Here is a 23,889-nt window from a genome sequence, read left to right on the forward strand (position 1 = left end):
GCGCCGGTCGCGGGCTTCGCCGAAGGGGCTTTTCGTGCGCAGGTGTCCTCCGTGCGATGGACGGCCGGGGCCGGCCGCCCATCGCACGGACCTCTCGACGTCCTATCCGGCGCTCGCCTGTGGCGCGGCGATGGGCGGCGCGGCGGGGGCTTCTTGCGGCGTGCGGCGGCGGGCTCCACAGTACTGCGCAACGTCGTCGAGGCGGTGGCGAGTAAAACTGGCCGCGAGGACAGGTCGTGCGAAGGCCGCGGACGGAGTGGCGGGAACAGGCTGTCCGGGAGGACATGTCGTGCGGTTGCGGGCTCCACCGTACTGCGCAACGTCGTCGAGGCGGTGGCGAGTAAACTGGCCGCGAGGACAGGTCGTACGAAGGCCGCGGGCGCAACGTTGACGGAGTGGCGGGAACAGGCTGTCCGGGAGGACATGTCGTGCGGCGGCGGGCTCTACCGTATTGCGCAACGTCGTCGCGGCGGTGGGCGAGTAAAACTGGCCGCGAGGACAGGTCGTGCGAAGGCCGCGAGCGCGCAACGTTGACGGAGTTGCGGGAACAGGCTGTCCGCGAGGACATGTCGTGCGGCGGCGGGCTCCACCGTACTGCGCAACGTTGTCGAGGCGGCGGGCGAGTAAAACTGGCCTTAGGACATGTCGTGCGAAGACAGCGGGCGCCCAACGTTGACGGGGAGCGGCGGGAATAGGCTGTCCGCGAGGACATGTCGTGCGGCGCCGGGCTCCACCGTATTGCGCAACGTCGTCAGGACAGGTCGTACGGGGAGCGATACCCTTCTGTCGCTCATCGGCGGTGGCGGCGACGGCGGAGCGCGAGCAGGCTGGCCGCGAGGACAGGTGAGAACGGGGCGCCGGAGCGGCAGGCGCAGCCGCTGGCCGGCGGGCTTGCGCCGGCGGAGTCGCTGGCCGATCCGGTGTCGGCGCTGCTCGTGCCGGAGCTGGCGGAGGGGTCGGTGGTCGGGTCGCCGGTGGTCGGGGAATCGCTCGGGGCGGGGCCGATCCACAGGTGGTTGGTGACGGTGCGCGGCTTGCCGTCGACGAGGACCTCGGCGCGGACGCGCGAGTGGCCCGCGGCGGGGGGCTCGAGGAGGAAGTCGTGCGTGAACGGGTCGGCGGTGACTGCGACGGGCTCTTGCGGCTTGCGGTCGCGGACCAGGCGGACGCTGGCGCCCGCGGGGGCGCCGGTGACTCGCACGGTGAAGGTGGCGGGGCCGCTGTCGAAGCTGTCTCCGGGGACATGTGTCCCGGAGGACAGCTCGAGCATGGGATCGGCGGGGCCCTGCAGCTTGACGACGGTGCGGCCGGCGCGGAGGCCGGCGAGGATCGCGTCGACGCTCAGGGCGTCGGCGTACACGAGGGTGGTGGGGTCGCCGATCGGGCTGTCGAAGCCGCCGAGGTCGAGGCCCGCCTTGTGATCGTCGCTCCCGCCGATCGGGGCCGGGCGGTGGCCCCGATCGCACAGGTCGTCCCAGAAGCGCATGGCGTCGTCGGTGAAGAACATGCCGGCCTTGTCGAGGCCGCCGGTGGCGATCTCGACGGCGCCGAGGCGGGCCGGGTCGAGCTCCAGCTGCCAGGCGCAGCCGATGCACAGGTCGCCGAGAGCGAGCGCGGGGTGATTGGCGCTCAGGACGGCGCCCTGGAGGTCGTAGGCGTCGGCGGCGGCGGTGATGGTGACGCCGGGCTGGCCGAGCTTGTGGTCGACCCAGGCGGTCGCGCCGATGGCGTTCATGTGGCCGGCGTAGGTGGTGAACTCGCAGCCGGGGACGAACAGGAGGTCGGGGTGGCGAGCCTGAGCGTCGGCGAAGAAGTCGAGGTGCGAGGTGGTGTTGTGGTCGGTGACGACGACGAAGTCGAGGCCGCGGCCGCGCGCGAACTCGGCGATGGCCTCAAGGGTCGGCGAGGCGTCGCCGCTCTCGCGCGAGTGGACGTGAAAGTCGCCGGCGTACCAGCGCGGGCCGCCGCCGAGCGCAGCCGGCTGATAGGGGGCTCGCTCAGGCTGCGCGGGCAAGGTCGGGGTGTCACGCAGGGTGACGGTGATCAGGTATTCGCCGGGTGGCGCGGCCAGCTTGGCCTTGCCGACGACGACGCTCCACGTGCCCGCGGCGATCGGGCCGGGCACGTAGGAGCGCGAGGCGGCAGCTTCGCCGACAACGGCGTTCTCACCGTTGCCGCCGCCCCAGCCGCGGAACACACCCTGCGGGTCGACGAGGCCCCAGTCGAGGATGTTGTCGTCCGAGAGGTCGTCGTGGGCGATCTCGATCTCGCGGGTGCCGGCGGGGACGTCGAAGGCGACGAAGAAGTGGTCCAGGCTGTCCATCGGGACCTGTCCCTTGAGCTCCTGCGTGGTCTCGGCGGCACGCGCCGGGGTGAGCGGGACGAGCAGGGCGAGCGCGACGAGGGCCGGCCTGGGGCGCGACATGGAGGCACGATAGCGCACCGGCGAGCGGCGCGGTCCGGGCCGTCGCAAGCGACCCGGGCGCTCGGGTACACTCCCCGCCGATGGCCGAGCGCGACCCCGAAAACCCCGTGGCCCTCGGCGAGGGCAAGCTGACGTTCCCGTGCGAACAGTGCGGGTCGGCCCTCGAATACTCGCCCGGCTCCGACCAGCTGCGCTGCAACCACTGCGGTCATACGCAGGCGATCCGCGGCGAGAAGGCGATCCTGGAACATGACTTTCAGGACATGTTGCAGCGGCTCGCCCGCGCGCCGGCGTCGACGCTCGGGGGCCACAGCGTCCAGTGCGAGGGCTGCGGCGCCCAGGCGATGCTGGCCGGGCAGGCCGGCCGCTGCGCCTTCTGCGGCGCGCCGGTGGTGATGGACGTGAAGGAGCTCGGCGAGATCGTGCCGCCGGAGTCGCTGCTGCCGTTCGGCATCGACGGACCGAAGGCGCGCGAGGCGTTCCAGCAGTGGGTCCGCAAGCTGTGGTTCGCGCCGAACGACCTCAAGCGGCTGGCCCAGGTCCACGGCATCGACGGCGTGTACCTGCCGTACTGGACCTACGACTCGCAGACGACCACCCGCTACCAGGGGCTGCGCGGCGACCACTACTACGTGACCGAGTCGTACACCGACGCGCAGGGCAACCGGCAGACGCGGCAGGTGCAGAAGACCCGCTGGACCCCCGCGAGCGGGACGGTCAACGTCGGCTTCGACGACGTGCTGGTGTGCGCGTCGGGGTCGCTGCCGCGGCCGCTGATCGAGAAGCTCGAGCCGTGGGACCTCCACAACCTGCGCGGCTTCGAGGCCGGCTACCTCAGCGGCTTCATCGCCGAGCGCTACAAGATCGGGCTCGAGGACGGGTTCCAGATCGCCGACGAGCGCATGCAGCCGGAGATCCGCGCGGTCATCCGCCGCGGCATCGGCGGCGACGTGCAGCAGATCCTGTCGATGTCGGTGCGGCACGAGGACGTGAAGTGCAAGCACGTGCTGCTGCCGCTGTGGATCGCGAGCTTCCGCTACAAGGAGAAGGTCTTCCGCTTCATCGTCAACGCCCGCACCGGCGAGGTCGCGGGCGAGCGGCCGTGGAGCGTGGCCAAGATCGTGCTGACGGTCCTCGCGGTGGCCGCGGTGATCGCGGCGATCGTCATCCTCGCGAAGTCGCGCTGAGGTCAGCGCCTGCGGGCGCGTCCGCATGGACAGGACTCTGGACACATGTCCATTGGAGCATGTTCCAGGACACCTGTCCGCAGGGTCAGCCGTGAGGCGAGCGGTACCAGCGATCGACCAGCGGACGGATGGCCGCGAGGATGTCGGGGTGGTGCGCGCCGTGCGAGGCGACCAGGCCGTTGTCGTGGCCGAGCCGCCGCGGGTCGTAGACCAGCGGGCGTCCCCACAGATCGGTGATGACGCCGCCGACGGCTCGCAGCAGGGCCCACGGGGCGCAGGTGTCCCACAGCTTGGTGCCGCTGCGCGGGTGCACGTAGAGGTCGGCCTCGCCGCGGGCGATGGTGCCCACCTTCACACCGACGGAGCCGAGTTGAAGGTTGCGCTCGGGAGGGATGGCGAGCGCCTGCATGACCTCGAGGGTCTTCGGAGAGGCGTGACTCAGGCTGCTGACGAGGCGTAGCTCGGCGAGCGAGCGAGTGCTCGCGTGCAGCGGCGTGGCCGCGCCGCCGTCATCGAGGACGAACGCCTCGCGACGGTCGTGCGTGCAGACACCCCAGGACAGTCGTCCGGCGCCTGCCTCATACACGACGCCGAGGACGGGCTCGCCGCCGACGCAGAGGCCGATCTGGATCGCCCAGCAGGCAAGGCCGCGCGCGTACTCGGCGGTGCCGTCGATCGGGTCGACGTACCAGCAGCGCGTCACGTCAGCGGCTGCAGCGGCGTCGTCGGCGGACTCCTCGGCGACGACCGCGTCGCCCGGGAAGGCTGCACGCAGCGCAGCGACCAGGAGCGCGTTGATCTCCGTGTCCGCGCGCGTGACCGGACCGGCGTCGTCAGGTTTGTCCTGGGCCTGCATGACGTCGGCGCCACCTGTCTGATAAGCCAGGGCGATGGCGCCGGCCTCGCGAGCGAGCGAGACGACGACGCGGAGCTCAGGATCGAAATCGGCCACGGGCGAACTCTTTCCGGCGCCCCTCGGGCGCTCTCTGAAGGGGCTGGAGAGATCTCACTGATAGCCCGACAAGGACCAGGTTATCGGGTGGTGCCTGATGTGGGGGGCAATTTTGAATAACCTAGCGACAAAACAGCGGAAATCAGCCGTCACCCGAGGCTGGCATTTTTCTCGCTGAACGACATTTTTGGGGGTTACGAACCTTGTTCCAAGTTGCGCCCCCAGCGAAATCCAAGGTTCCGTCAGACAAAAAAACCTGCTAGTCATGAGGAATGTCACGTGTTCAGCGAGCAGGCCTACGACAGGGAATCATCCAAACCAGCCTCGAGATCGGGAGCGAACGCGGTGAAGAAGGGCTGACGATGCGCGGCATCGCGGCACGGCTCGGAGTCAGTGCCACGGCGCTTTATCAGCACTTCGAGAGTAAATCGAAGATCCTCCGCGAGATCCGGATCTACGGGGCCGAACTGCTGCAGAGCGAGGTATTGGAGCCCGCAGCATCGACCGAAGACCCGGCAGAGCGCCTCATCAACGCCGGCCGCAACTATGTGCAGTTCGCAAAGTCGCACAAGTGGCTGTACTCGGTGATGATGGGTAACGAGCAGATCGATTGGTCGCAGCACAACACCGAGGAGGTGGACCTGCTGCTGCGCCCGCTCAAGACGTTCCAGGGCTGGATGGAGGAGGGCGCGGCGCGCGGCTGTTGGCGCGGCGATGTCGACCTCTCGCTCGCCTCCTTCCGCATCTGGATGTCGCTGCACGGGCTCTGCACGATGCTGCTGTCGGGGCGCATCAGCGAGGCGCACCCGGCGTTCCCGCGCAAGGACGAGCAGAGCTTCGTCGACGAGTTCATCGGCTCGATGATCGCCTGTCTCAAGCCCTGAACGGGGCTACGCGGGCACGAAGCAGGCGCCGATGCTCTCGAATCCGGGCGCCGGGCTCGGGAACAGCGGCTCACACAGGGAGGGCGACGCGCACTGCGCGTCGCCCTCGTTGACGTCGCAGGTGGAGGTGCAGCAGCTGCTCGAGGCGCAATTCGGCACCAGCGCGCCGGGCATGCACACGTACGTGGGAGCGCAGCCGCGGCCGTTGAACTCCGAGCAGTTGGTGCCCTCGGTACCCATGTCGACGTCGAGCAGCATCTCGCAGACGAAGCGATCCTTGCCCTGACGACAGCCGAGGCCGGACGGACAGATGGCCACGAGAGGGTCACACGTGTCCGCGCAGTAGGTCGTGCCGCTGTATGGACTGGTGGTGCAGAGGCCCGGCTCGCAGTCGACGTCGTTGCGGCAGATCGGGAAGCAGATGCCGGCGGTCGGATCGTCCTGGTTGAGCGAGAGGCACACGGTGCCGGCGCCGCACCCGTCCTGGCCGCTGTCCGGCGCGGGCACGCACGCGTCGAGCGGCAGGAGCATGCCGTCGTCGGGCACGCACTTGAAGTGGTTCTGCAGGCCGCCCTCGCTGATCGCGGTGCACTTCTGTCCTTCGGGACATGCGGGAGTGCCGGACGGTTCACAGTCGTAGACGGGGTTGAAGTCCGGCGGCGGCTCCGGCGCTCCCGTGGTCGGCTCGGTGGCAGCCTCGCCCTCGCTGTCGGTCTCACCCTCGCTGTCGCCCTGGTGGGCGGCCGTGTCGTCGTCGTCGACAGGGACGCGCTGACATGCCCCCAGGGACATGAACGCAAGGACAGTTGCGAGGCCGGCGGCGGCGACACCGGCGCCGCGGCGAAGGTAAGCGTCGAGCATGGCCTCACAGTAGCAGGTGAGGGCGCGCGCGGCCCGAGGCGCGCAGGGACGGGAGGGTCGCGTCCGATCGCGGACCGATGTCGCCGAGTCGAGGTCGCTGCGTTGCGGACTGTTGTCCGCTCGTGCATGACGCTGCTGAAAGTTCGCAGGGTTCGCGCGTGGTGAGGTGCTCGGATGTCGTGTTGCGGCCGGGGCCGGCGGACTGATGTCCGCTCGTGCATGAGGCCCGCTCGACGTCGGTGCTCGAGCGGCGAGATGCAGAGGACGGCGGCATCGTCCTGCCGACCGCGTGCTGCAGGTCGATGGACTGCAGCCGGATCCAGCGAACGGATGTGCGCTCGGTCGCCGAGCCACACATGGGCTCGTCGGACTTGTGTCCGTGATGGTCTGGGCGAGCGGAGTGACTCGGACGTCGGCGCGGAGCGGCTCATCGAGGCGCGACTGGCAAGGTCATCGGCGCGAGCGCGAGGCAGCGAACGCAGACCACAGACGGTCGCTCGAACGATCGCCGACGATGAGTTCGCGGATCGCTGCGCCGGTCGCGAATCAGAACGCGTCGTCGTCGCAGGACACCGCCGCGCTCGGCTGTCACAGGGCGGCGGTGCGCAGGTCGGCGATGGCGGTCGTGCAGGCGTGGACGACCGCGCGCGCGTGGTCGAGGCCCTGCTGGGCGGCGTGGTTGGGGCCGCGCTGCAGCTGCACGAGGACCTCGGCGCCGGCCGAGCCGGCGGTGATGGCGACGGGGATGGCCATGAGCGCGCGGGCGGCCTCGGCGGCGCGGGCCCCGAGCGGGACCTGATTCTCGGGGCCGCTGTCGCCGAGCAAGCGCAGGTGGTCGATGTAGCTGCGGCCCCAGCGCGTCTCGGCGGCGGCGAGGGCGTCAGGGGTGCCCTGGGCCCGGGCCCACGCGACCAGGACGGCGTTGAGGGCCATCCCGGCGGCGCGGCGGGCGTGGGTGAGGGCGGTGCGGCGGACGGCCACGTGGTCCGCTCCGGCCTCGAGCTCGGTCAGCGCGGAGCGCATCCACGCGTCCGCATCGAGGCGCCACAGCCAGTGGGCCTCGGCCTCCGTCATCCCGACGAGCTCCCGGAGCTGGTCGAGCTGGTCGAGTCGGTGGTCGAGCCCGTGGTGGTCGTGGTCGAGTCGGTCGAGGTGCTCGTGGTGCTCGTGTCGGTGGTCGACGTGCTCGACGTGGTGGTCGTGTCGGTGGTCGACGTGGTGTCGGTGGTCGACGTGGTGTCGGTGGTCGACGTGGTCGACGTGGTGGTCGTCGTGCCGTCGGTGGCGGTGCCGTCGGTGGTGCCGGTCATCGACGAGGCGGTGGCCGAGCCGTCGGTCGGGCCGGTGGCGCTCTCGCTGATGCTGTTGCTGCCGGGGCCGGCGATGTCGCGCTTGGACGGGAGGTCGTCGCGGATCGGCATGTCGGGCAGGCCGGGGCCGGCCGAGTCGCTGTCGACGCTCTCGGACACGACGCAGCTGCCGATGATGCCCGGCTTGAAGCAGGCGTCGCCCGACAGGATCTTCTCGCCCTCGGCGTAGCACTCGAGGCCGGCCCCGCAGTCGCTGGCGCAGCGGCACGGGTCGCCGGCCTTGGGCCGACACCCCGTGAGCGCGAACAGCAGGGCCAGGGCGACGCCGGAGGTGAAGGTCTGGCGCGGGCGGGGCGGCGTCATGAAATCGCCTTGTACTCGACGCGGACGACCTCGTACTCGCGGTCGCCCTTGGGCAGCTTGACCAGGACCTCGTCGCCGACGCGCTTGCCGAGCATCGCGCGGGCGATCGGGGCGCCGAGCGAGATCTTGCCCTTGTCGGCGTCGGACTCGTCCTCGCCGACGATGCGGTAGACGACCTTCTGGTCGTTCTCGACGTCGTGCATCGTCACCGTGGCGCCGAAGGTGACCTTGTCTTCCTTGACGGTCTCGGGGTCGATCACCTGGGCCATGCCGATGCGGGACTCGAGGTACCGCATGCGGGCGTCGAGCTGGGCCTGGCGCTCCTTGGCGGCGTGGTACTCGGCGTTCTCGCGCAGGTCACCGTGGCCGAGCGCAGTCTCGATGTCGCGGACGTTCTCGGGCCGATCGACTTCCTTGATCTGCTTGAGCTCGGCGCGCAGCCTGCTGTACCCGGCGGGGGTCATCGGGATCTTCTGCTCGGTCATGGCGTGTCCTGAGGTGCGGACGGAGGCGCGGTCTCCCGATGATAGTCCTGGAGGGTGCGCGCGACGAGGGTTTTTTCGCCGCTGCGCACCGCCTGGATCGCGCGCGCCGCGGCCATGGCGGCGGAGATCGTCGTAAAGTGCGGGATCTTCTGCATCAGGGAGGTGCGGCGGATGCTGAAGCTGTCGCGGATGGACTGCGCACCGACGGTGGTGTTGATGACCATGGCGATGGTGCCGTTGACCAGCGCGTCGACGATGTGCGGGCGGCCTTCCTTGACCTTGTTGATGAGCTCGCAGTCGAGGCCGGCCGCGCGAATGGCGACGGCGGTGCCGCGGGTGGCGACGATGCCGAAGCCGAGGTCGACGAGGTGGCGGACGACCGGCATGACGAGGTCCTTGTCGTCGTCGCGGACGCTGACGAAGACCCGGCCGGACTGCGGCAGGGCCACGCCGGCCGCCAGGAGGCCCTTGTAGAACGCCGCCCCGAAGTCGGCGGCGACGCCCATGACCTCGCCGGTGCTGCGCATCTCCGGGCCGAGGATGGTGTCGACGCCGGGGAACTTGTGGAAGGGGAACACCGACACCTTGACGCTGACCTGGGCCGGCATGCGCTCCTGCAGGCCCATCGGCGCCAGGGGCTCGCCGGCGGCCACGCGCGCGGCGATCTTGGCGAACGGGACGCCGGTGGCCTTGGCGACGAACGGGACGGTCCGGCTGGCGCGGGGGTTGACCTCGAGCACGTAGACCTCGTCGCCCTGGCGGGCGAACTGGACGTTCATCAGGCCGACCACGCCGAGCTCGCGGGCGAGCGCGACGGTGGTGCGCCGGATCTCCGCGAGCACGCCCGGCGGGGCCAACACCGGCGGCAGCGAGCAGCCGGAGTCGCCCGAGTGCACGCCGGCCTCCTCGATGTGCTCCATCACCCCGGCGATGACGACGTCCTTGCCGTCGGCGACGGCGTCGACGTCGAACTCGGCGGCGTTGTGGAGGAACTCGTCGACCAGCACCGGGTGGTCCGGCGAGGCCAGCACGGCGGTGCGCATGTACTCGTCGAGCTCGGCGCGGTCGTAGACGACGCGCATGGCCCGGCCGCCGAGGACGTAGCTCGGGCGCACCAGCACCGGGAAGCCGATCCGCTCGGCGATCCCGCGCGCCTCGTCGGGCGAGCGGGCGACGCCCCAGCGCGGGCAGCGGACGCCCAGGCGCTGCAGCAGCTCGCCGAAGCGGCCGCGGTCCTCGGCGAGGTCGATCGCCTCGGCCGAGGTGCCGAGCAGCTTGTAGCCGGCCCGCTCGATCTCGGCCGCCAGGCGCAGCGGGGTCTGGCCGCCGAACTGCACCAGCACGCCGACGACCTCGCCGCGGGCTGACTCATGGGCCAGGACCTCGAGGACATGTTCCGCGGTCAATGGCTCGAAGTACAGGCGGTCGCTGGTGTCGTAGTCGGTCGAGACCGTCTCCGGGTTGCAGTTGACCATGATGGTCTCGTAGCCGGCCTCGCGCAGGGCGAAGCTGGCGTGGACGCAGCAGTAGTCGAACTCGATGCCCTGGCCGATGCGGTTGGGGCCGCCGCCGAGGATGACGACCTTCTTGCGGCCGGTGACCTCGGCCTCGTCCTCCTCCTCGTAGCTCGAGTACATGTAGGGCGTGCCGGCGGCGAACTCGGCGGCGCAGGTGTCGATGCGCTTGTAGACCGGGCGCAGGCCGGCGGCCTCGCGCTCGCTCCGGATCTCCCGCTCGGGCACGCCGCGCACCTGGGCCAGGCGACGGTCCGACAGGCCGGAGCGCTTGGCCCGGGCGAGCAGCGCGGCGGGGAGCGGGCCGGGGGCGGCGTCGCGGACCTCGGCCTCGACCCCGAGGATGGCCTCGACCTGGGCGAGGAACCACGGGTCGATGCGCGTCAGCTCGTGCACGCGCTCGAGCGAGACGCCGGCGCGCAGGGCGTTGCCGACGTGCCACAGCCGCTGCGGGTGCGGGCGGCCGAGCGGGGCCTCGGCGGCGGCCAGGCCCTCGCCCTCGAGCGGGAGGTCGAAGCCGTAGGTGCCGGTCTCGAGGCCGCACATGGCCTTGCCGAGCGACTCGCGGAAGGTGCGGCCGATCGCCATGACCTCGCCGACCGACTTCATCTGGATCGTCAGGGTCTCGTCGGTGCCGGCGAACTTCTCGAAGGCGAAGCGCGGGATCTTGGTGACGACGTAGTCGATGCTCGGCTCGAAGCTGGCCGGGGTGGCGCGCGTGATGTCGTTCTGCAGCTCGTCGAGGGTGTAGCCGACGGCCAGCTTGGCGGCGAACTTGGCGATCGGGAAGCCGGTGGCCTTCGACGCCAGCGCCGACGAGCGCGACACGCGGGGGTTCATCTCGATGACGATCTGGCGCCCGGTCTTCGGGTCGACCGCGAACTGGATGTTGCAGCCGCCGGTCGACACGCCGATCTCGGTGACGACCGCGCGCGCCGCGTCGCGCATGCGCTGGTACTCCTTGTCGGTCAGCGTCTGCGCCGGGGCGATCGTGATGCTGTCGCCGGTGTGCACGCCCATCGGGTCGAGGTTCTCGATCGAGCAGATGACGACGAAGTTGTCCTTCGCGTCGCGCATGACCTCGAGCTCGTACTCCTTCCAGCCGAGCACCGACTCCTCGACCAGGATCTCGCCGCGCATGCTCTCGGCCAGCGCGTGCTGGACGTGAGCCTCGAACTCGTCGCGGTTGTAGGAGATGGCGGCCCCGCTGCCGCCGAGGGTGAAGCTGGCGCGGATGATCGTGGGGAAGCCGATCTGCTCGAGCGCCGCCCAGGCCTCCGCCACCGAGTGGCAGTAGTAGCTGCGCGGGACGTCGAGGCCGATCTTCTTCATCGACGCCTTGAACTTGTCACGGTCCTCGGCCCGCTCGATCGCGTCGAGGTCGGCGCCGATCAGCTCGACGCCGTACTTGGCCAGGATCCCGCGCTTGCCGGCCTCGATGGCGAGGTTCAGCGCGGTCTGGCCGCCGACCGTCGGCAGCACCGCCTGCGGCCGCTCGGCCTTGAGCACGCGCTCGAGGAACTCCGGGGTCAGCGGCTCGACGTAGGTCCGATCGGCGAGATCGGGGTCGGTCATGATCGTCGCCGGGTTCGAGTTGATGAGGACGACCTCGTAGCCCTCCTCGCGCAGGGCCTTGGTCGCCTGGGTGCCCGAGTAGTCGAACTCGCAGGCCTGACCGATGACGATCGGGCCCGAGCCGAGGACGACGATCCGACGCAAGTCGTTGCGACGCGGCATGGCTTATCAGCGCTCCTTGATGTGGGTGCCGTCGAAGGTGTGGTCGTTGCCGATGGCCTTGTTGATCACGTCGCGGTGGGCGCTCACGTCCCAGCCGAGGCGCGCGAGGCCGGTGAGGATCCGGGTGCGCAGGCGCAGCGAGTCCTCGGCGGGGTTGCCGAGGCGGGCGACCAGCGGCTCTAGCGACCGCTTCTCGCCGATGTCGAGCAGCGCCTCGACCGCGAAGTAGCGCACGCCCTCGTCCGGATCCTCGACGTAGCCGGCGAGGATGTCGGGCACCCGCGGGTCGTCGATCTCCTGCAAGTGCGTGAGCAGCTGCAGCTTGGCGCTCGGGTCGCGCTCGTAGCCCGGCGGGTGGTGGGCCAGCAGGGCGTTCAGGATGTCCCACTCCTGCTGCTTGCTCGCCAGCTCCTCGACCACCCGCAGGACCCAGGCGATGTTGTCGCTCTGGAGGCAGAACTCCTTGGCCGCCGGCAGCACCGTGTCGAGCGGGAGGCCGAGCAGGCGCTTGTACAGCCAGCCCTTCTCCTCCTCGTCCTCGATGCTCTTGCTGGCGTTCATCGTGAACCGCTTCATCAGGCCGACGATCGCGGGGATCTCGCCCATCTCCAGCAGCTGCTCCATCGCGTAGTAGCGGTCGGCCGACTGCGCGTACTGGTTCTGGACGGTCTTGATGTGCTTGTCGAGCTTGCTCTTGCTGCGACCCGCGCTGCTGAAGAGGTCCTTGAATCCCACGATCGTCCCCGTGTCGCTGCGGGCCGCGAGCCCGCGGTTCTCGGCCCGGTGGGCCGCGTAGCAAGAGCCCCGGGAAGGGGCTCCATGAGATCGGGCCAGAGGAGCCCGCGTGCAAGTGGCCCGGTGGGCCGTGAAGCAAAGTTAAGGGCCCGTGGGCCGTGAGGCAGGTTCGGGCGCGGAGCGCCGTGAGGCTGGTTCGGGCCCTGTGGGCCGTGAGGCAGGTTCAGGTCCTTGAGACCGGACAGGACGGCGGCGGGCGTCGGGGGCCGCGCCGTTCATGAGGTGGTGTCGCCGCTGGAAGTTGGGCCCGTCGAGGCGGTCGCGCCCGCGGCGTCGGTCGCGTCGGTGGCGCCGCCGGTGCTGTCGCCGTCCGTGGTCGTGCCCGTGGTGGTGGGCTCGGGCGGGGGCGGGGGCCCGCCGGCGCTCGCGGCGGGGGCGCCGAGCTTGCACGCGCCGACGGAGTCGTCGTCCGGCGTGTCCTCGCGGTGGCAGCAGCCGTCGATCCGGCACTCGTAGCCGTCCGGACACTCGGCCGCGTCGTCGGGGTCGCAGGAGAACTGCACCGCGTCGCTCGGGGCGTTGAAGCAGGCCAGCAGCGCGGCCGACCCGAACAACAGGCCGCCCAACATGGCGTTCGCGACATGGCGCATGGGTCCTGTTCCTTCGGCCATCTAGAAACGCACCTGCAGGCCGCCGAGGCCGGCTTGCACCCGAGCCGGCCGGCGCTTGACGCGGTCGGCGATGAACAGGCCGATGCCGACGGCCAGCACGACGCCGCCGGCGGCGAGGAAGCTGCGGGCGAGGATCGCGTCGCGGCGGCCGCGGCCGAGGATGTCGTCGTACTCGCCCTTGACGTCGGCGTACTGCAACGAGGCGCCCGTCTCGGGGTCGATCTGGGCGATGAGCCGCGCCGCCTTGTCCTCCTCGGTCTCGGCCAGGCCGGCGAACACGCCGCCGGTCGAGGCGAGGGCGAACGCGCCGAACATGCACCACCAGCCGCCGCGCTGCAGCGGGGGCAGCCGCTCGGGCACGCCCTCGACCGGCTTGTCCCGCAGAGCCGTGCCCTCGAGCTCCGCCTTGGCCCGCTTGGCCTCGGGATCGGTGGTGGCGACGGTGCTGCCGAGACCTGCGCTTTGGGACACGTTGTTCGGCGGAGCGACCAGCTCGGCCGGCGCAGTCGCCGGAGGCGCGGTGACCGGCTGGGTCGGCGGGGCGGGCTCCTTGCTGCCCTCGGCCGCGGGGGGATCTTGCTTACCCGCGTCCTGCGCAGGCGCGGGCGTGGGCTCGGGCGTCGGCCCAGGCGCAGGCGCGGGTGCAGGCGGGGCCTGGGCGCTGACGGGCAGCGAGGCGCCGACGACGGCGACGCCGACGACGAAGCCCAGGGCCCGCGCGGACATCGTGGTGAATCGTGCGGCCATCGCCGGGGGGGATTGTAGTCAGGTCGTCGGCGCGACGCTCGTGCGTTTCCGGCGCCACTGCGCGGCCACAACGTGTGACTTTTGCCACCGGCGCGGCCGCGCCGAACTACGTCGGATCGGGCGGCGTGCTATCCACGATCCTTCCCATGGCTCGCCTCCTTCGCGTCGCGCTCCTGCTCGCGCTCGCCGGTGGTTGCAAGCCCGGCGGGGCGCTGGCGACGGACGTGGTCGACGTGGTGCCGCCGGCGGGCGAGGTCTATCCCGAGGGGGCGAGCGACTTCTCCGGCGAGTGGGTCGGCGAGAGCGCAGGCGTCTTCGGCACGCTGACCATTCAGCGGCTGGCGAGCGATCGCTACTACGGCCGCTTCACCAGCGAGGACGGGCTCGTCCGCTTCGTCTGTAACTTGCGCCAGATCCGGGCCACGCCGCAGGAGGGCGGGGCGATGCTGCCGAGCAACCTGGTGACGTTCAACTGGCAGGACGGTCGCGGCGGCCGCGGCGGCGGCTATGTGCTGATCAACCGCGAGAGCTCGGCGCTGACCGGCGAGATCCGCTACGGCGGGCTCGGTGCTCTGGACTTCGTCCGCACCGACGCGCCCGACGTCGAGACGCCCGCCGACGCCGAGGCGGCCGGGACGTTCACCGACGAGCTCGACGCGCAGGCCAGCTGAGGCCGCTGGAGGCGCCGGCGACGGGGCGGAGGCGGGCCGGGGCGCTCGCCGCGGGGTCAGGGAGTTGGAGGATCTCTGGATATGTCCTCGAGGACGTGTTCTAATAGACATGTCTATTTGGGCATTGGCAAATGGACATGCGCGAGCGGCCAGGCTCGGGAGGACGCGGGGCGGGCGGCGCTGCGGCGGGCGGGTGAGGTCTCGGGCATATCCTGTGAGACATGTTCAAATGGATATGTGCGGGCGGCCAGGCCCACGCGGGGTGGGGCGCGGGAGTGGGCGGCGCTGCGGCGGGCCGGGCGCGGGCCCGCGAGGCTCGGGACATGCTCGAAGCAACATGCCCGCGAGGACATGTGCTCACGGACATGCGCGAACGGCCAGGTTCAGGCGAGGCGCGGGGTGGGGCGCGGGAGCAGGCGGCGCTGGGTGAAGCAGAGGCCCCAGCCGTCCTCGGGCGGGCGCGCGGGGCCGCCGACCAGGCGCGGGCCCTCGACGCCGGCGCGAACGGGCGGGCGCTCGCCGGCGGCGTGGACGCGGACGAGGGCGATGTCGAGGTGGCCGCGGCCGTCCATGTCGAGCGGGAGCTCGGCGACGGTCTCGGCCTCGAGCGCGAGCGGGCCGCCGGGGGCCTCGACGGACAGGCCCGTGCGGGCGGGCGCGCGGCCGGGGCGGCGCTCCTGGGTGACGCCGAGGTCGCGGATCGGGACGACGCCGCCGGGCCGCTGGACGAAGCCGCCGGACAGGCTCACCCACGGGAAGCGGGCGGTGTGCACCCACGTCCGCAGCGGGCCGAGAGTGGCGAAGCACTGCATCGCGGCGTCGCTGGCGCCCCAGTCGCGCACGCCCCAGGTGTGGACGCGCAGGGCGGCGCCGCCGAAAGCCCGCAGGTCGCCGCCGAGGGTGATGGTGCCGTGGAGGTCGCCGGCCTGGACGTAGCCGCGGAGCGGATGGCGCCGCACCGTGCGGAGCAGGCGAGTGTCCCAGGCGGCGGCGCCGAGCTGGCGCGCGAGCAGGTCGGGGTCGTCGTCGGTGCCGGGGACGAACGGCAGGAGACCGGCGAGGAAGGTGAGGTCGAGGCGCGCCTCGATCGACTCGGCGGGGGCGTCGCTGGCGGGGCGCAGGGGACGACCGCGTGGATCGTGCACGTCGAGGGCGCCGCGGTAGCGCAGGGTCCAGGTGCGCAGCGGCTCGACGCAGTCGAAGCCGAGGCCGCCGACCGACCAGCCGCGCTCGCCGTCGCCGCGCAGCAGGGCCTGGCCGCCGGGGAGGCTGTAGATCGCGGTGGGGGTGAAGAGGGTGAGCCAGACGCGGTGGGCGTCGCGACCCGGCAACCACTCGAGCCGCGCGACCACGCCGAGCTCGGACTGCACGCCGACGAACACGAACTCCTCGGCGAAGTGCGGGCGGCCGTCCCAGGCGTGGCGGGCCTCGTCCTGCGGGCGCGGCCACTCGGCGGGCGGCCGGCGCAGCACGGCCCAGCGCGCGATCGCGGCCTTGACCCCGCGGCGCAGGAGGCCCGAGAGGCCGGGATCGGCGACCGCGGCGCCGAGCTCGAGGCCGCTGTCCTGGTCGTGGGCCGGCTCCGCGGGCACGGCGCGCGGGCGCAGCGGCCGTGGACCGCGAGGGCCTTCGGAGTGGGAGTCGCGTCCGGACATCGGCCTCGGAAGGCGGCCAGCGTATCATCCGCGCGCCAAAACGGCCACCGGCGAGAAAGCCCGGCGGCGCGCCGGGGGAGGCCACGGGCGAGCGCCGGCACGCGGGCCGCCCTTGTGCCGGCGGGCCGCCGCGTGATAACGAGGTCGGCGGAGGTCTCTCTGTGGTTCGTTTCGCCGCCTGCGCCCTGACCGTCGTCCTGACCGCTGCTTCGGCCTTCGCGCCCGGGTGCAACTCCACGCCGGCGGTCGACCCCGCCGAGCAGGCGGCCCAGATCAAGAAGGACCTCGCCAACGCGGCCGCGCGCGTCAACGACGAGAAGTGGAAGGAAGCCGAGGCCATGCTGACGCGCGTGCTCGAGGCCGAACCGAGCAACCCGGAGGCGCTGGCGCTGATGGCGAAGGTGCGCCTGTACGGCGACAAGGACGCCGCGAAGGCGCTCGAGCTGATCGACAAGGCGCTGGCCAGCAAGGGCGACGTGGCCGACTACCACGCGACCCGCGCCTCGGCGCTCGAGAAGTCGGGCAAGGACGCCGACGCCGCCGCGTCGTGGGGCAAGGCCTCGCAGCTCGACCCCGACAACGGCAACTGGGGGCTCCACCAGGGCCAGGCGCTGCGCCGCGCCAAGCAGTACGAGCAGGCCGAGGCGGTGTTCCGCGAGGTCATCAAGAACGACGAGGCGGTCAAGTTCGTGTACAGCGAGCTCGGCGACGTGCTCCGCGAGCAGGGCAAGCTCGACGAGGCGCTGACGACCTACGCCAAGGCGATGATCAAGTACCAGGGCGACAAGACCGCCCACGCCGGCGCCGCCCAGGTCTATGAGGCCAAGGGCGAGACGCAGAAGGCGATCGACGAGTGGTCCACCTACATCCGCATGGACTGCTGCTCGGAGTTCAGCAACAACGTCGCCAAGAAGCGGATCGCCGAGCTGCAGCAGGGCCGCGCGGGGTGAGTCTGTCCTGAGGGACAGGCTGTCCTCACGGACAGGTGATAATCGCGAGGTGCTGTCCTCGCGACCATGTCCGCGGGTGCGAAGACAGGAAGCGCCCGCATGTCCTTCCGGACATGCTGCGCGTGGCTGTCCTCGCGGACAGGTGATGCCTCAGGGCGCGAGGCTCGGGCCGGCGATGGCGGCCAGGCTCTCGCGCAGGTAGCGGACCGCGAGCTCGACGGTCTGCTTGCCGCCGTCGCGGGCGAGGGGAGGGGCGACCTCGACGACGTCGGCGGCGCACAGGCCGACCTCGCGGCCGAGGGCGCGGATCAGGTCGACCACGAAGTCGGGCTCGAGGCCGTCGGGTTCGGGCGTGCCGGCGGCGTCGGCCCAGTGCGAGTCGGTGCCGTCGATGTCGTTGGAGAAGTAGACCGAGCCGACGCCGAGGCCCTTGAGGTGGGCGACGATCGCCGCGATCGTGCCGGCCGGGTCGGCCTTGACCTCCTCGGCCCAGAACTGGCGCACGCCGAGGCCCCGCTCCCAGTGGCCGCGGTCGTGCCTCGACGCGCGCACGCCGACCTGGACCAGCCGGCCGTCGCGCCCGAGCAGCTCGTTGGCGTGGTAGGACCAGGTGGCGAAGCAGATCTTGATGCCGAGCCGCTCGGCCAGCAGGTCGGTGTGCGCGTCGGGCTGGACGATCGCCCAGCGATCGCGGCGGTGGCGGGCCAGGTTGGCGGCGACCGGCCAGGCGTTGGAGTGGTCGCCGCCGAGGATGACCGGGACGATGTCGGGGTTGAGCTGGTAGACGAGGTCGAGCGCGCGCTCGGCGATCGACAGCGGCGAGACCGGCAAGGTGGCGGCTGTCTCTTCGGGCAGGTGCCCGTAGAGCGCGCGGCGGCTGGCCGCGAGCTGGCCGGCGCTGAGCATGTCGTCGTGGAGCAGCTGCGGGATGACGAACACGTCGCCGATGTCGAGCACCCCGGCCGCGGCGGCCCGCGCCGGCCAGTCGGGGTCGCTCGCCAGCAGGGCGGTGCGGATCGCCTGCGGGCCGACGTTGGCCCCGCGCAGGAAGCCGGCGCCCACGTCCGAGGGGCAGCCGAGGATGACGACGCGCGCGTCGGCGATCGCCGCGAGGTTGCGGCGAAACCCCGCGTCGACGCCGGCCTCGTCGGTGACGCCGTAGATCCGGCGCTGCATGGCCAGCTGCTCGGCCCGCCCGGTCGACACGAGGAAGAGCCCGCCGCCGGCAGGACGCAGCAGCGCCGCGAGTTCGTCGAGTGGGGTCATGCGCCAAGGCTAGTCCCGCGCGCGGCGAAACGCGAGGGCGACGCGCGCGTGGGCGAAGCGACGAGCGCCCGCTCCGTCCGCTGGAGCCCCGTCGGCGATGTCGAGGTCGGCCGAGGCCGCGGTCGGTGACCTTCGTCTCGCGCGTGTGAAGGGCCTCTCCGGCGAACGGCCGGCCGGAGGGTGCTTGGCGTCGGCGTGCGCGGTCGCCGGCAACTGGCCGAGGTCCGCGCTTACTACATGTCCAAAAGACCATGTTGTCCCGCGCTCGGTCATCGCGGGACGCTGGCGAGAAGTGAGCACTCTTTGGCGTTTTCGCCACTTGTCGCGCTGTGGCGCGGGTGCGATCGTGATGGCATGCAGGGTCGCGGGATGACGACGCGTCCGCACGTGGTCGCGGTGCTCGCGTTGCCGGGGGTGGTCGCGTTCGACCTGACGATGCCGTGCGAGGTGTTCGGGCGCGCGAAGGTGCCGGGGTTGCGGCGGCCGTACGAGGTGCGGGTGTGCGCCGAGACGAGGCGCGTCGACGCCGGATCGTTCGACATGGCGCTGCGCTGGGGGCTGGCCGACGTGGCGCGGGCGCACACGGTCATCGTGCCGGGCGTGAAGGACCCGACGCGAGCGGTCTCGCCGGCGGTGCTCGAGGCGCTGCGGGCCGCTGCGCGCCGACGGGCCCGGATCGCCTCGATCTGCAGCGGCGCGTTCGTGCTGGCGGAGGCCGGGTTGCTCGACGGCTTGCGGGTGACGACGCACTGGATCGCCGCCGGCCTGCTCGCCGAGCGCTTCCCCTCGCTCACCGTCGATCCGAACGTCCTGTTCGTCGACAACGGGCGGATCTTGACCTCGGCGGGCGGGGCGGCCGGCATGGATCTGTGCCTGCACATGCTGCGCAGCGATCACGGCGCCGCGGTCGCTGCTCACGCCTCGCGCATCGCCGTCGTCCCGCTCGAGCGCAGCGGCGGTCAGGCGCAGTACATCGTCCACGAGCCGCCGACCTCGACCAGCAGCCTCGCGCCGCTGCTCGACTGGATGACCCGCCATCTGCGCGACGACCTGACCCTGCCCACGCTCGCACGCCGGGCCCGCATGAGCACGCGGACGCTCAGCCGGCGGTTCCGCGCGCAGACCGGCACGACCCCGCTCAAGTGGGTCCTCACCGCCCGCATCGCCCGCGCGCAGCAGCTGCTCGAGTCGACCTCTCTGTCGCTCGAGGAGATCGCCGGAGACGTCGGCTTCGCCGCCGCGTCGACCCTGCGCAACCGCTTCGCCCAGGTCATGGGCACCTCGCCGATGACGTATCGCAAGCTGTTTCGTCGCGGCGGCGAAGCTTCCGCGCAGCACTGAGCGCCGACCGATGTGTTGAGCGACAGCCTCGATTCGTCGTTTCGCGGGAGAGCTCGTTGCGGAGAGCTCGTCGCAGGAGAGGACACGCCGTGAAAGACGTCAGAAAGCGTCTGTTCGGCGGCCAGCCCTGGCCGTCGAACAGGCGCTCCGTACCTGGTTCAGGGGACAGGCTGCATCGGAGCCCACGACGGCGGGTCGGCCTCTCACGGCTGCAGCCGTGCCAGGGGTTCGGGGAAGGGGCGGCCGCGAATACGAGGCAGGATGGGCCCGAAGAATGAGGGTCCATCCAGACGCTGAACTCGCGGCCGACCCTTCCCCGGACCCCCCGCGAGGCGCAGTCGGCAATTCGCGAAGCGCCACACCCGGCTCGGCGAGGTCTCGACCGTCGCGCTGCCCTCGAAGCCGAGGCGCCTCGACGGGCATGCCCCAAGGGACAGCTCTACAAAACTGTCCGCGGGGACATGTCGCCGGCCTCAGAAGTTCACGTCGAGGTACAGGTTGGTCAGGAAGATGTTCTGCTTGTAGATGCCGTCCGCGCTCGGCTGGCGCGTCGGCGCCTGGAACTTGTTGAGCACGTTCGTCCCCTTGGTATCGACCTTGAAGTAAGCGATGTCGGTGAAGGTCAAGCCGAGGTGGAGCCGCTGGTGGAGGCGGAACCGGCCGCCGATCGAGAACGTCATCTTGTTCGAGTCGAGCAGGGCCGGCTCGATCGTCTTGACCGGCACCGCGCTCGAGTCGAAGCCCACGCCCGCGTACAGCTCGACCGCCTCGATGACCCAGTAGCTCGCGCCGAAGCGGACCCCGCCGGCCGGCTTCCAGAAGCGCGGGATGTGCTGCGTCACGCCCTTCGTGCCCTCGCCCTCGGCGCCGAATGTCTCCGGGTTGTCGAGGGCCGTCTCGCCGCCGGCGAAGTCGCACTTGCGGCCCTCGATGGTGGCGAGCAGGACGCACTGCTTGTCCATCACCTTCCAGTTGGTGAAGTCGCCGAACAGGCGCAGCTCGAGCTTGGGGACCGGGCGGACGCGGAAGCCGAAGCGGACGATGTCGGGCAGGCGCTGGGTAAACTCGATGGGGGTCGTGTCGGGCGCCGACATGGTGAACGCGTTGGTGAGTTCACCCTTGAGGGTCATGTTGCCGGTGATGTTGGGCCGGCTGGTGTACGAGGCGCCGATCCACAGCTTGTCGCGCCAGTTCCAGATCGCGCCGATGCCGAAGCTGCCCTGCCAGCCCGAGGCCGTGATCCAGCTGCGACCTTCCTTGAGGTCACCGTTGGACTGCACCAGGTCGTCGGTGCCGTCGGAGTTGCGGGCGCGGATGGTGTCGATCTCGCTGCGGATGGCGCTGCCGGACAGACCGATCGACAGGCCGATCTTGGCGATGTTGAAGGCGACCGCGCCGGTGATGTACATCGAGCGCAACTTGCCGTCGATGGTGTGCCAGCGCTGCACGCCGTCGACCGCGCCCGGGTAGTCCTGGCTGCCGCGGTACTTCTCGTTGGGCTTCCACGTCGACTGGCCGCCGAACGGGAAGTAGACCGCGGCGCCGGCCGAGAAGAACTTGGTGCCGAAGTCGGAGCTGGCGCCGGCGAACGGGCCGGCGATGAAGTTGGACAGCTTGGCGACGCCCGCGTTGGCGTCGGTGGCCCCCTCGGGCGTGCCGGTCATGCTGCTGATGGCCGACTCCGGTCGGTCGTAGCTGACCCAGCGGGCCGCGAAGCTGCCGTCGACGAAGATCCGCGTGCCCGGTTTGAGCGCGATACCCGCGGGGTTGTAGTAGATCGCGGTGGGGTTGTCGGTGGTCACGTGGCCGTGCTCGCCGCCGAATCGCGCGGTGCTGAGGCCGGATGCCTGGGCCTCGCGTGCGCCGACGAGGGCGGCGGTCAGCAGGCCACAGGCGAAGAGGGTGCGCGAGCGAGACGCATGACGAGCGAGCGACATGAAGTGGACCTCGTACGACGACAAACCGCCGCCACTTTACACCGAGGTCACTGCTTTACGGCGGACAAAATGCACGGCACAGTGCTGCGCAGGATGTCCCGATCGTTTTCTGTCCGCCGCGTGCTCGGCCCTCGGGGCCCCGGCTCGGTGCTCGGTCTGTCGCTGCTGGTCCCGCTGCTCGGGGGGTGCCCCGACTCCGAGGCCAAGTTCAACGAATTCCTCGACAACACCAAGGACGACCGCGATTTCATGCCGCCGCCGCCTCCGGACGTGATGCCGGCCGAGGCCGACATCAGCGGCGATTTCCTGCTGGCAGTTTCGACGGTCATCGCGCCCGACCTGCCGATGCAGTTCGTCGCCACCAATACGCTGACCACCGACGAGATGGGCAACACCTTCCTCGCGGCCTGCCTGCAGCCGCTCAGCCTCATGCAGGGCAAGGTCAACGTGCCGCGCCAGCCGATCGGCGACCCGCTCTGTTACAAGGACATCCCGATCGCCGAGGGCAAGTTCGACATCGACGCCGGGCTCGTGACGGTCACCGGCATGGCCAACCCGGTCACCGGCGGCGACATCGAGGCGACCCTCAAGATGATCGGCACCATCATCGACGAGAACTTCTACTGCGGCGAGATCGAGGGCGACGTGACGACCCCGCTCATGGCCAACCTGAAGGGTTCCACCTTCGCCGCCGTGCGCCTCGAAGATCCCGCGATGTTGCCCCTCGACGTGACAAAGAACTGCAACGGCGACACGATCCGTGACATGGAATGAGCGCGAAGCCGCGCAGAATCACGCTGGGTCACGCGTGAGGGGACTGGTTTTTCGCGCGACCGAAGCCGATCATCGCGGCCCCCCACGATGACGACGACGGTCTCGCCCCCGACGCCCGCCGGGCAGTGGTCCAAGGTCCGCAACGAGCTGCAACAGCTCTGGCACACCGAGCTCCGCGATTCGAACATCCGCACGGCGTACGTGGTGTGCGGGATGACTGGAACGGCGTACGGGATGGTGACCGCGGTCGTCGCGGTCTATCTCAACAACGTTCGCGGCATCGACGAGCTCACGATCGGCGAGCTGGCGATCTTCTTCTCGCTCGGCATCGCGGCGTTCAGCGTGCCGATGGGGCTGCTGATCAAGAAGCTGTCGCCGCGGACGATGTTGTCGGTGGCGCTGCTGGTGTACGCGGCGGCGACGGCGATCTTCCCGTTCTTGCTCAGCTTCGGCGGCCTGGCCGCTGCGCGTGGCGTCGACGGGGCGTTCTCGGTCGGCGTGTGGGTCAGCCTCGAGACGATCCTGCTGATGCGCACGACCACTGCGCACCGCGGGCTCATCACCAGCCTCTACACGATCTCGATGGCGACGGGTTACGGCCTCGGGGCGGTGTTCGGCTGGACGGTGATGCAGCTCTACCCGATGCAGATGGTGTTCGTGGCCGCGGGGCTGTTCGCGTCGCTGGCGGCGCTCATCGCCTACGTGTTCCTCGACCGCGACATCCATCCGATCGCCGGCAGCGATCACGGCGGCGATCACAGCCACGAGTCCGGTGCGCAGCCCGTCAAGCCGGCGGACGACGTCCGGCCGCCGATCCTTTCGCTCTACTGGAAGATCAAGACGGCCTGCATCCCGACGTTCTGTTACGGCTACTTCCAGGCGTCGCTGGTGCTGTTCCTGCCGCTGTTCCTCATCAAGGTTCGAGAGGTGCCGAAGGAGGACACCAGCCTGCTGGTGGCGAGCTTCTCGATCGGCATGGCCGCCAGCGTGGTGTTCGTCGGCCGCCTCGGCGATCGCTACGGCCACCTCAAGACGGTGCGCTCGCTGGTCGCGCTCGGGTGGTGTTGACGGCGTCGCTGGTCTATCTGCCGACGCTCGCGCTGGTGGCGGTGGCGGTGCTGCTCGCGGGCGCCTCGCTGGCGCCGATCTGGCCGATGAGCCTGGCGCTGCAGAGCCTCATCGTCGACCCGCGCGACTTCAGCCGCAGCAACGCGCTGCTGAACGGCTCCTACGGGCTCGGCACGCTCGCGGGGCCGCTGGTGTCGGGCTACCTGTTCAAGCACTACGGCGGCGAGACCATGTTCCTCCACATCGCGGTGCTATGGGCGGTGGCGCTCTTCGCCACGCTGGCGTTCCGCCGCGACGACCCGAGCTTCCGCGCCCTGGCCCACGCACGCGCGCGCGCGGCGGGGTGAGGCTATCCT

21 protein-coding genes are annotated in these 23,889 nt (G+C 70.8%); 8 read left to right on the plus strand and 13 right to left on the minus strand.

The window, feature by feature from the left end; genetic code table 11:
- Positions 1–790: 790 nt before the first annotated feature.
- Positions 791–2,425, minus strand: a complete 1,635-nt coding sequence (locus O0S08_RS19160; protein WP_269040632.1) for a CehA/McbA family metallohydrolase — start codon at positions 2,423–2,425, stop codon at positions 791–793.
- A gap of 80 nt (positions 2,426–2,505) precedes the next feature.
- Between O0S08_RS19160 and O0S08_RS19165 the strand changes: the two genes are divergently transcribed.
- Positions 2,506–3,612, plus strand: coding sequence for a TFIIB-type zinc ribbon-containing protein (locus O0S08_RS19165; RefSeq protein WP_269040633.1), 1,107 nt, complete (start codon positions 2,506–2,508; stop codon positions 3,610–3,612).
- A gap of 85 nt (positions 3,613–3,697) precedes the next feature.
- Here O0S08_RS19165 and O0S08_RS19170 read toward each other — a convergent pair whose 3' ends face one another.
- Complete coding sequence (locus O0S08_RS19170) at positions 3,698–4,564, minus strand: 3'(2'),5'-bisphosphate nucleotidase CysQ family protein (protein ID WP_269040635.1); 867 nt, start codon at positions 4,562–4,564, stop codon at positions 3,698–3,700.
- Positions 4,565–4,836: 272 nt separating this feature from the next.
- On the opposite strand from O0S08_RS19170, the gene O0S08_RS19175 reads away from it, so the two are divergent.
- Positions 4,837–5,448: a TetR/AcrR family transcriptional regulator gene (locus O0S08_RS19175; protein WP_269040636.1), complete on the plus strand. Its 612-nt coding sequence runs from the start codon at positions 4,837–4,839 to the stop codon at positions 5,446–5,448.
- Between the two features lie 6 nt (positions 5,449–5,454).
- Here O0S08_RS19175 and O0S08_RS19180 read toward each other — a convergent pair whose 3' ends face one another.
- The 8 genes from O0S08_RS19180 to O0S08_RS19215 form a co-directional block, all read right to left on the minus strand.
- Positions 5,455–6,309: a hypothetical protein gene (locus O0S08_RS19180; RefSeq protein WP_269040637.1), complete on the minus strand. Its 855-nt coding sequence runs from the start codon at positions 6,307–6,309 to the stop codon at positions 5,455–5,457.
- A gap of 588 nt (positions 6,310–6,897) precedes the next feature.
- Positions 6,898–7,383 carry a hypothetical protein gene (locus O0S08_RS19185; protein WP_269040638.1) on the minus strand — a complete coding sequence of 162 codons (486 nt, stop codon included), beginning with the start codon at positions 7,381–7,383 and terminating at the stop codon, positions 6,898–6,900.
- Complete coding sequence (locus tag O0S08_RS19190) at positions 7,380–7,982, minus strand: hypothetical protein (RefSeq protein WP_269040639.1); 603 nt, start codon at positions 7,980–7,982, stop codon at positions 7,380–7,382. The genes O0S08_RS19185 and O0S08_RS19190 overlap by 4 nt, the downstream gene beginning before the upstream one ends.
- Complete coding sequence (gene greA, locus O0S08_RS19195; protein WP_269040640.1) at positions 7,979–8,467, minus strand: transcription elongation factor GreA; 489 nt, start codon at positions 8,465–8,467, stop codon at positions 7,979–7,981. The genes O0S08_RS19190 and greA overlap by 4 nt, the downstream gene beginning before the upstream one ends.
- Complete coding sequence (carB, locus tag O0S08_RS19200; RefSeq protein WP_269040641.1) at positions 8,464–11,718, minus strand: carbamoyl-phosphate synthase large subunit; 3,255 nt, start codon at positions 11,716–11,718, stop codon at positions 8,464–8,466. Before carB ends, greA begins: the two co-directional genes overlap by 4 nt.
- Before the next feature lie 6 nt (positions 11,719–11,724).
- Positions 11,725–12,453: a HEAT repeat domain-containing protein gene (locus O0S08_RS19205; protein WP_269040642.1), complete on the minus strand. Its 729-nt coding sequence runs from the start codon at positions 12,451–12,453 to the stop codon at positions 11,725–11,727.
- 275 nt (positions 12,454–12,728) lie between these two features.
- Complete coding sequence (locus tag O0S08_RS19210) at positions 12,729–13,103, minus strand: hypothetical protein (protein WP_269040643.1); 375 nt, start codon at positions 13,101–13,103, stop codon at positions 12,729–12,731.
- A gap of 21 nt (positions 13,104–13,124) precedes the next feature.
- Positions 13,125–13,871 (minus strand): hypothetical protein, encoded by a 747-nt coding sequence (locus tag O0S08_RS19215; protein WP_269040644.1) that lies wholly within the window; start codon positions 13,869–13,871, stop codon positions 13,125–13,127.
- A 146-nt stretch (positions 13,872–14,017) separates the two neighbouring features.
- Here O0S08_RS19215 and O0S08_RS19220 point away from each other — a divergent pair, with 146 nt between their 5' ends.
- On the plus strand, positions 14,018–14,542 hold the full coding sequence (locus O0S08_RS19220) for a hypothetical protein (protein ID WP_269040645.1): 525 nt from the start codon (positions 14,018–14,020) through the stop codon (positions 14,540–14,542).
- A 383-nt stretch (positions 14,543–14,925) separates the two neighbouring features.
- Here the strand turns inward: O0S08_RS19220 and O0S08_RS19225 are convergent, their stop codons facing one another.
- A complete protein-coding gene (locus O0S08_RS19225; RefSeq protein WP_269040646.1) occupies positions 14,926–16,134 on the minus strand; it encodes a DUF7064 domain-containing protein in 1,209 nt (402 codons plus the stop codon).
- Positions 16,135–16,358: 224 nt separating this feature from the next.
- On the opposite strand from O0S08_RS19225, the gene O0S08_RS19230 reads away from it, so the two are divergent.
- Complete coding sequence (locus tag O0S08_RS19230) at positions 16,359–17,147, plus strand: tetratricopeptide repeat protein (protein WP_269040647.1); 789 nt, start codon at positions 16,359–16,361, stop codon at positions 17,145–17,147.
- Between the two features lie 150 nt (positions 17,148–17,297).
- Here the strand turns inward: O0S08_RS19230 and O0S08_RS19235 are convergent, their stop codons facing one another.
- A complete protein-coding gene (locus O0S08_RS19235) occupies positions 17,298–18,413 on the minus strand; it encodes an arginase family protein (RefSeq protein ID WP_269040648.1) in 1,116 nt (371 codons plus the stop codon).
- Between the two features lie 369 nt (positions 18,414–18,782).
- On the opposite strand from O0S08_RS19235, the gene O0S08_RS19240 reads away from it, so the two are divergent.
- A complete protein-coding gene (locus tag O0S08_RS19240) occupies positions 18,783–19,754 on the plus strand; it encodes a GlxA family transcriptional regulator (RefSeq protein ID WP_269040649.1) in 972 nt (323 codons plus the stop codon).
- Between the two features lie 473 nt (positions 19,755–20,227).
- Here the strand turns inward: O0S08_RS19240 and O0S08_RS19245 are convergent, their stop codons facing one another.
- Positions 20,228–21,691, minus strand: coding sequence for an OmpP1/FadL family transporter (locus O0S08_RS19245; protein ID WP_269040650.1), 1,464 nt, complete (start codon positions 21,689–21,691; stop codon positions 20,228–20,230).
- Between the two features lie 120 nt (positions 21,692–21,811).
- On the opposite strand from O0S08_RS19245, the gene O0S08_RS19250 reads away from it, so the two are divergent.
- The 3 genes from O0S08_RS19250 to O0S08_RS19260 all read left to right on the plus strand — a co-directional run bounded on the left by O0S08_RS19250 (position 21,812) and on the right by O0S08_RS19260 (position 23,880).
- Positions 21,812–22,465: a hypothetical protein gene (locus O0S08_RS19250; protein WP_269040651.1), complete on the plus strand. Its 654-nt coding sequence runs from the start codon at positions 21,812–21,814 to the stop codon at positions 22,463–22,465.
- An 87-nt stretch (positions 22,466–22,552) separates the two neighbouring features.
- Positions 22,553–23,533 carry an MFS transporter gene (locus tag O0S08_RS19255; protein ID WP_269040652.1) on the plus strand — a complete coding sequence of 327 codons (981 nt, stop codon included), beginning with the start codon at positions 22,553–22,555 and terminating at the stop codon, positions 23,531–23,533.
- A complete protein-coding gene (locus O0S08_RS19260) occupies positions 23,527–23,880 on the plus strand; it encodes an MFS transporter (RefSeq protein ID WP_269040653.1) in 354 nt (117 codons plus the stop codon). The genes O0S08_RS19255 and O0S08_RS19260 overlap by 7 nt, the downstream gene beginning before the upstream one ends.
- Positions 23,881–23,889: the final 9 nt, after the last annotated feature.

The organism is Nannocystis punicea, from assembly GCF_026965555.1.
Lineage (GTDB): Bacteria > Myxococcota_A > Polyangia > Nannocystales > Nannocystaceae > Nannocystis > Nannocystis punicea.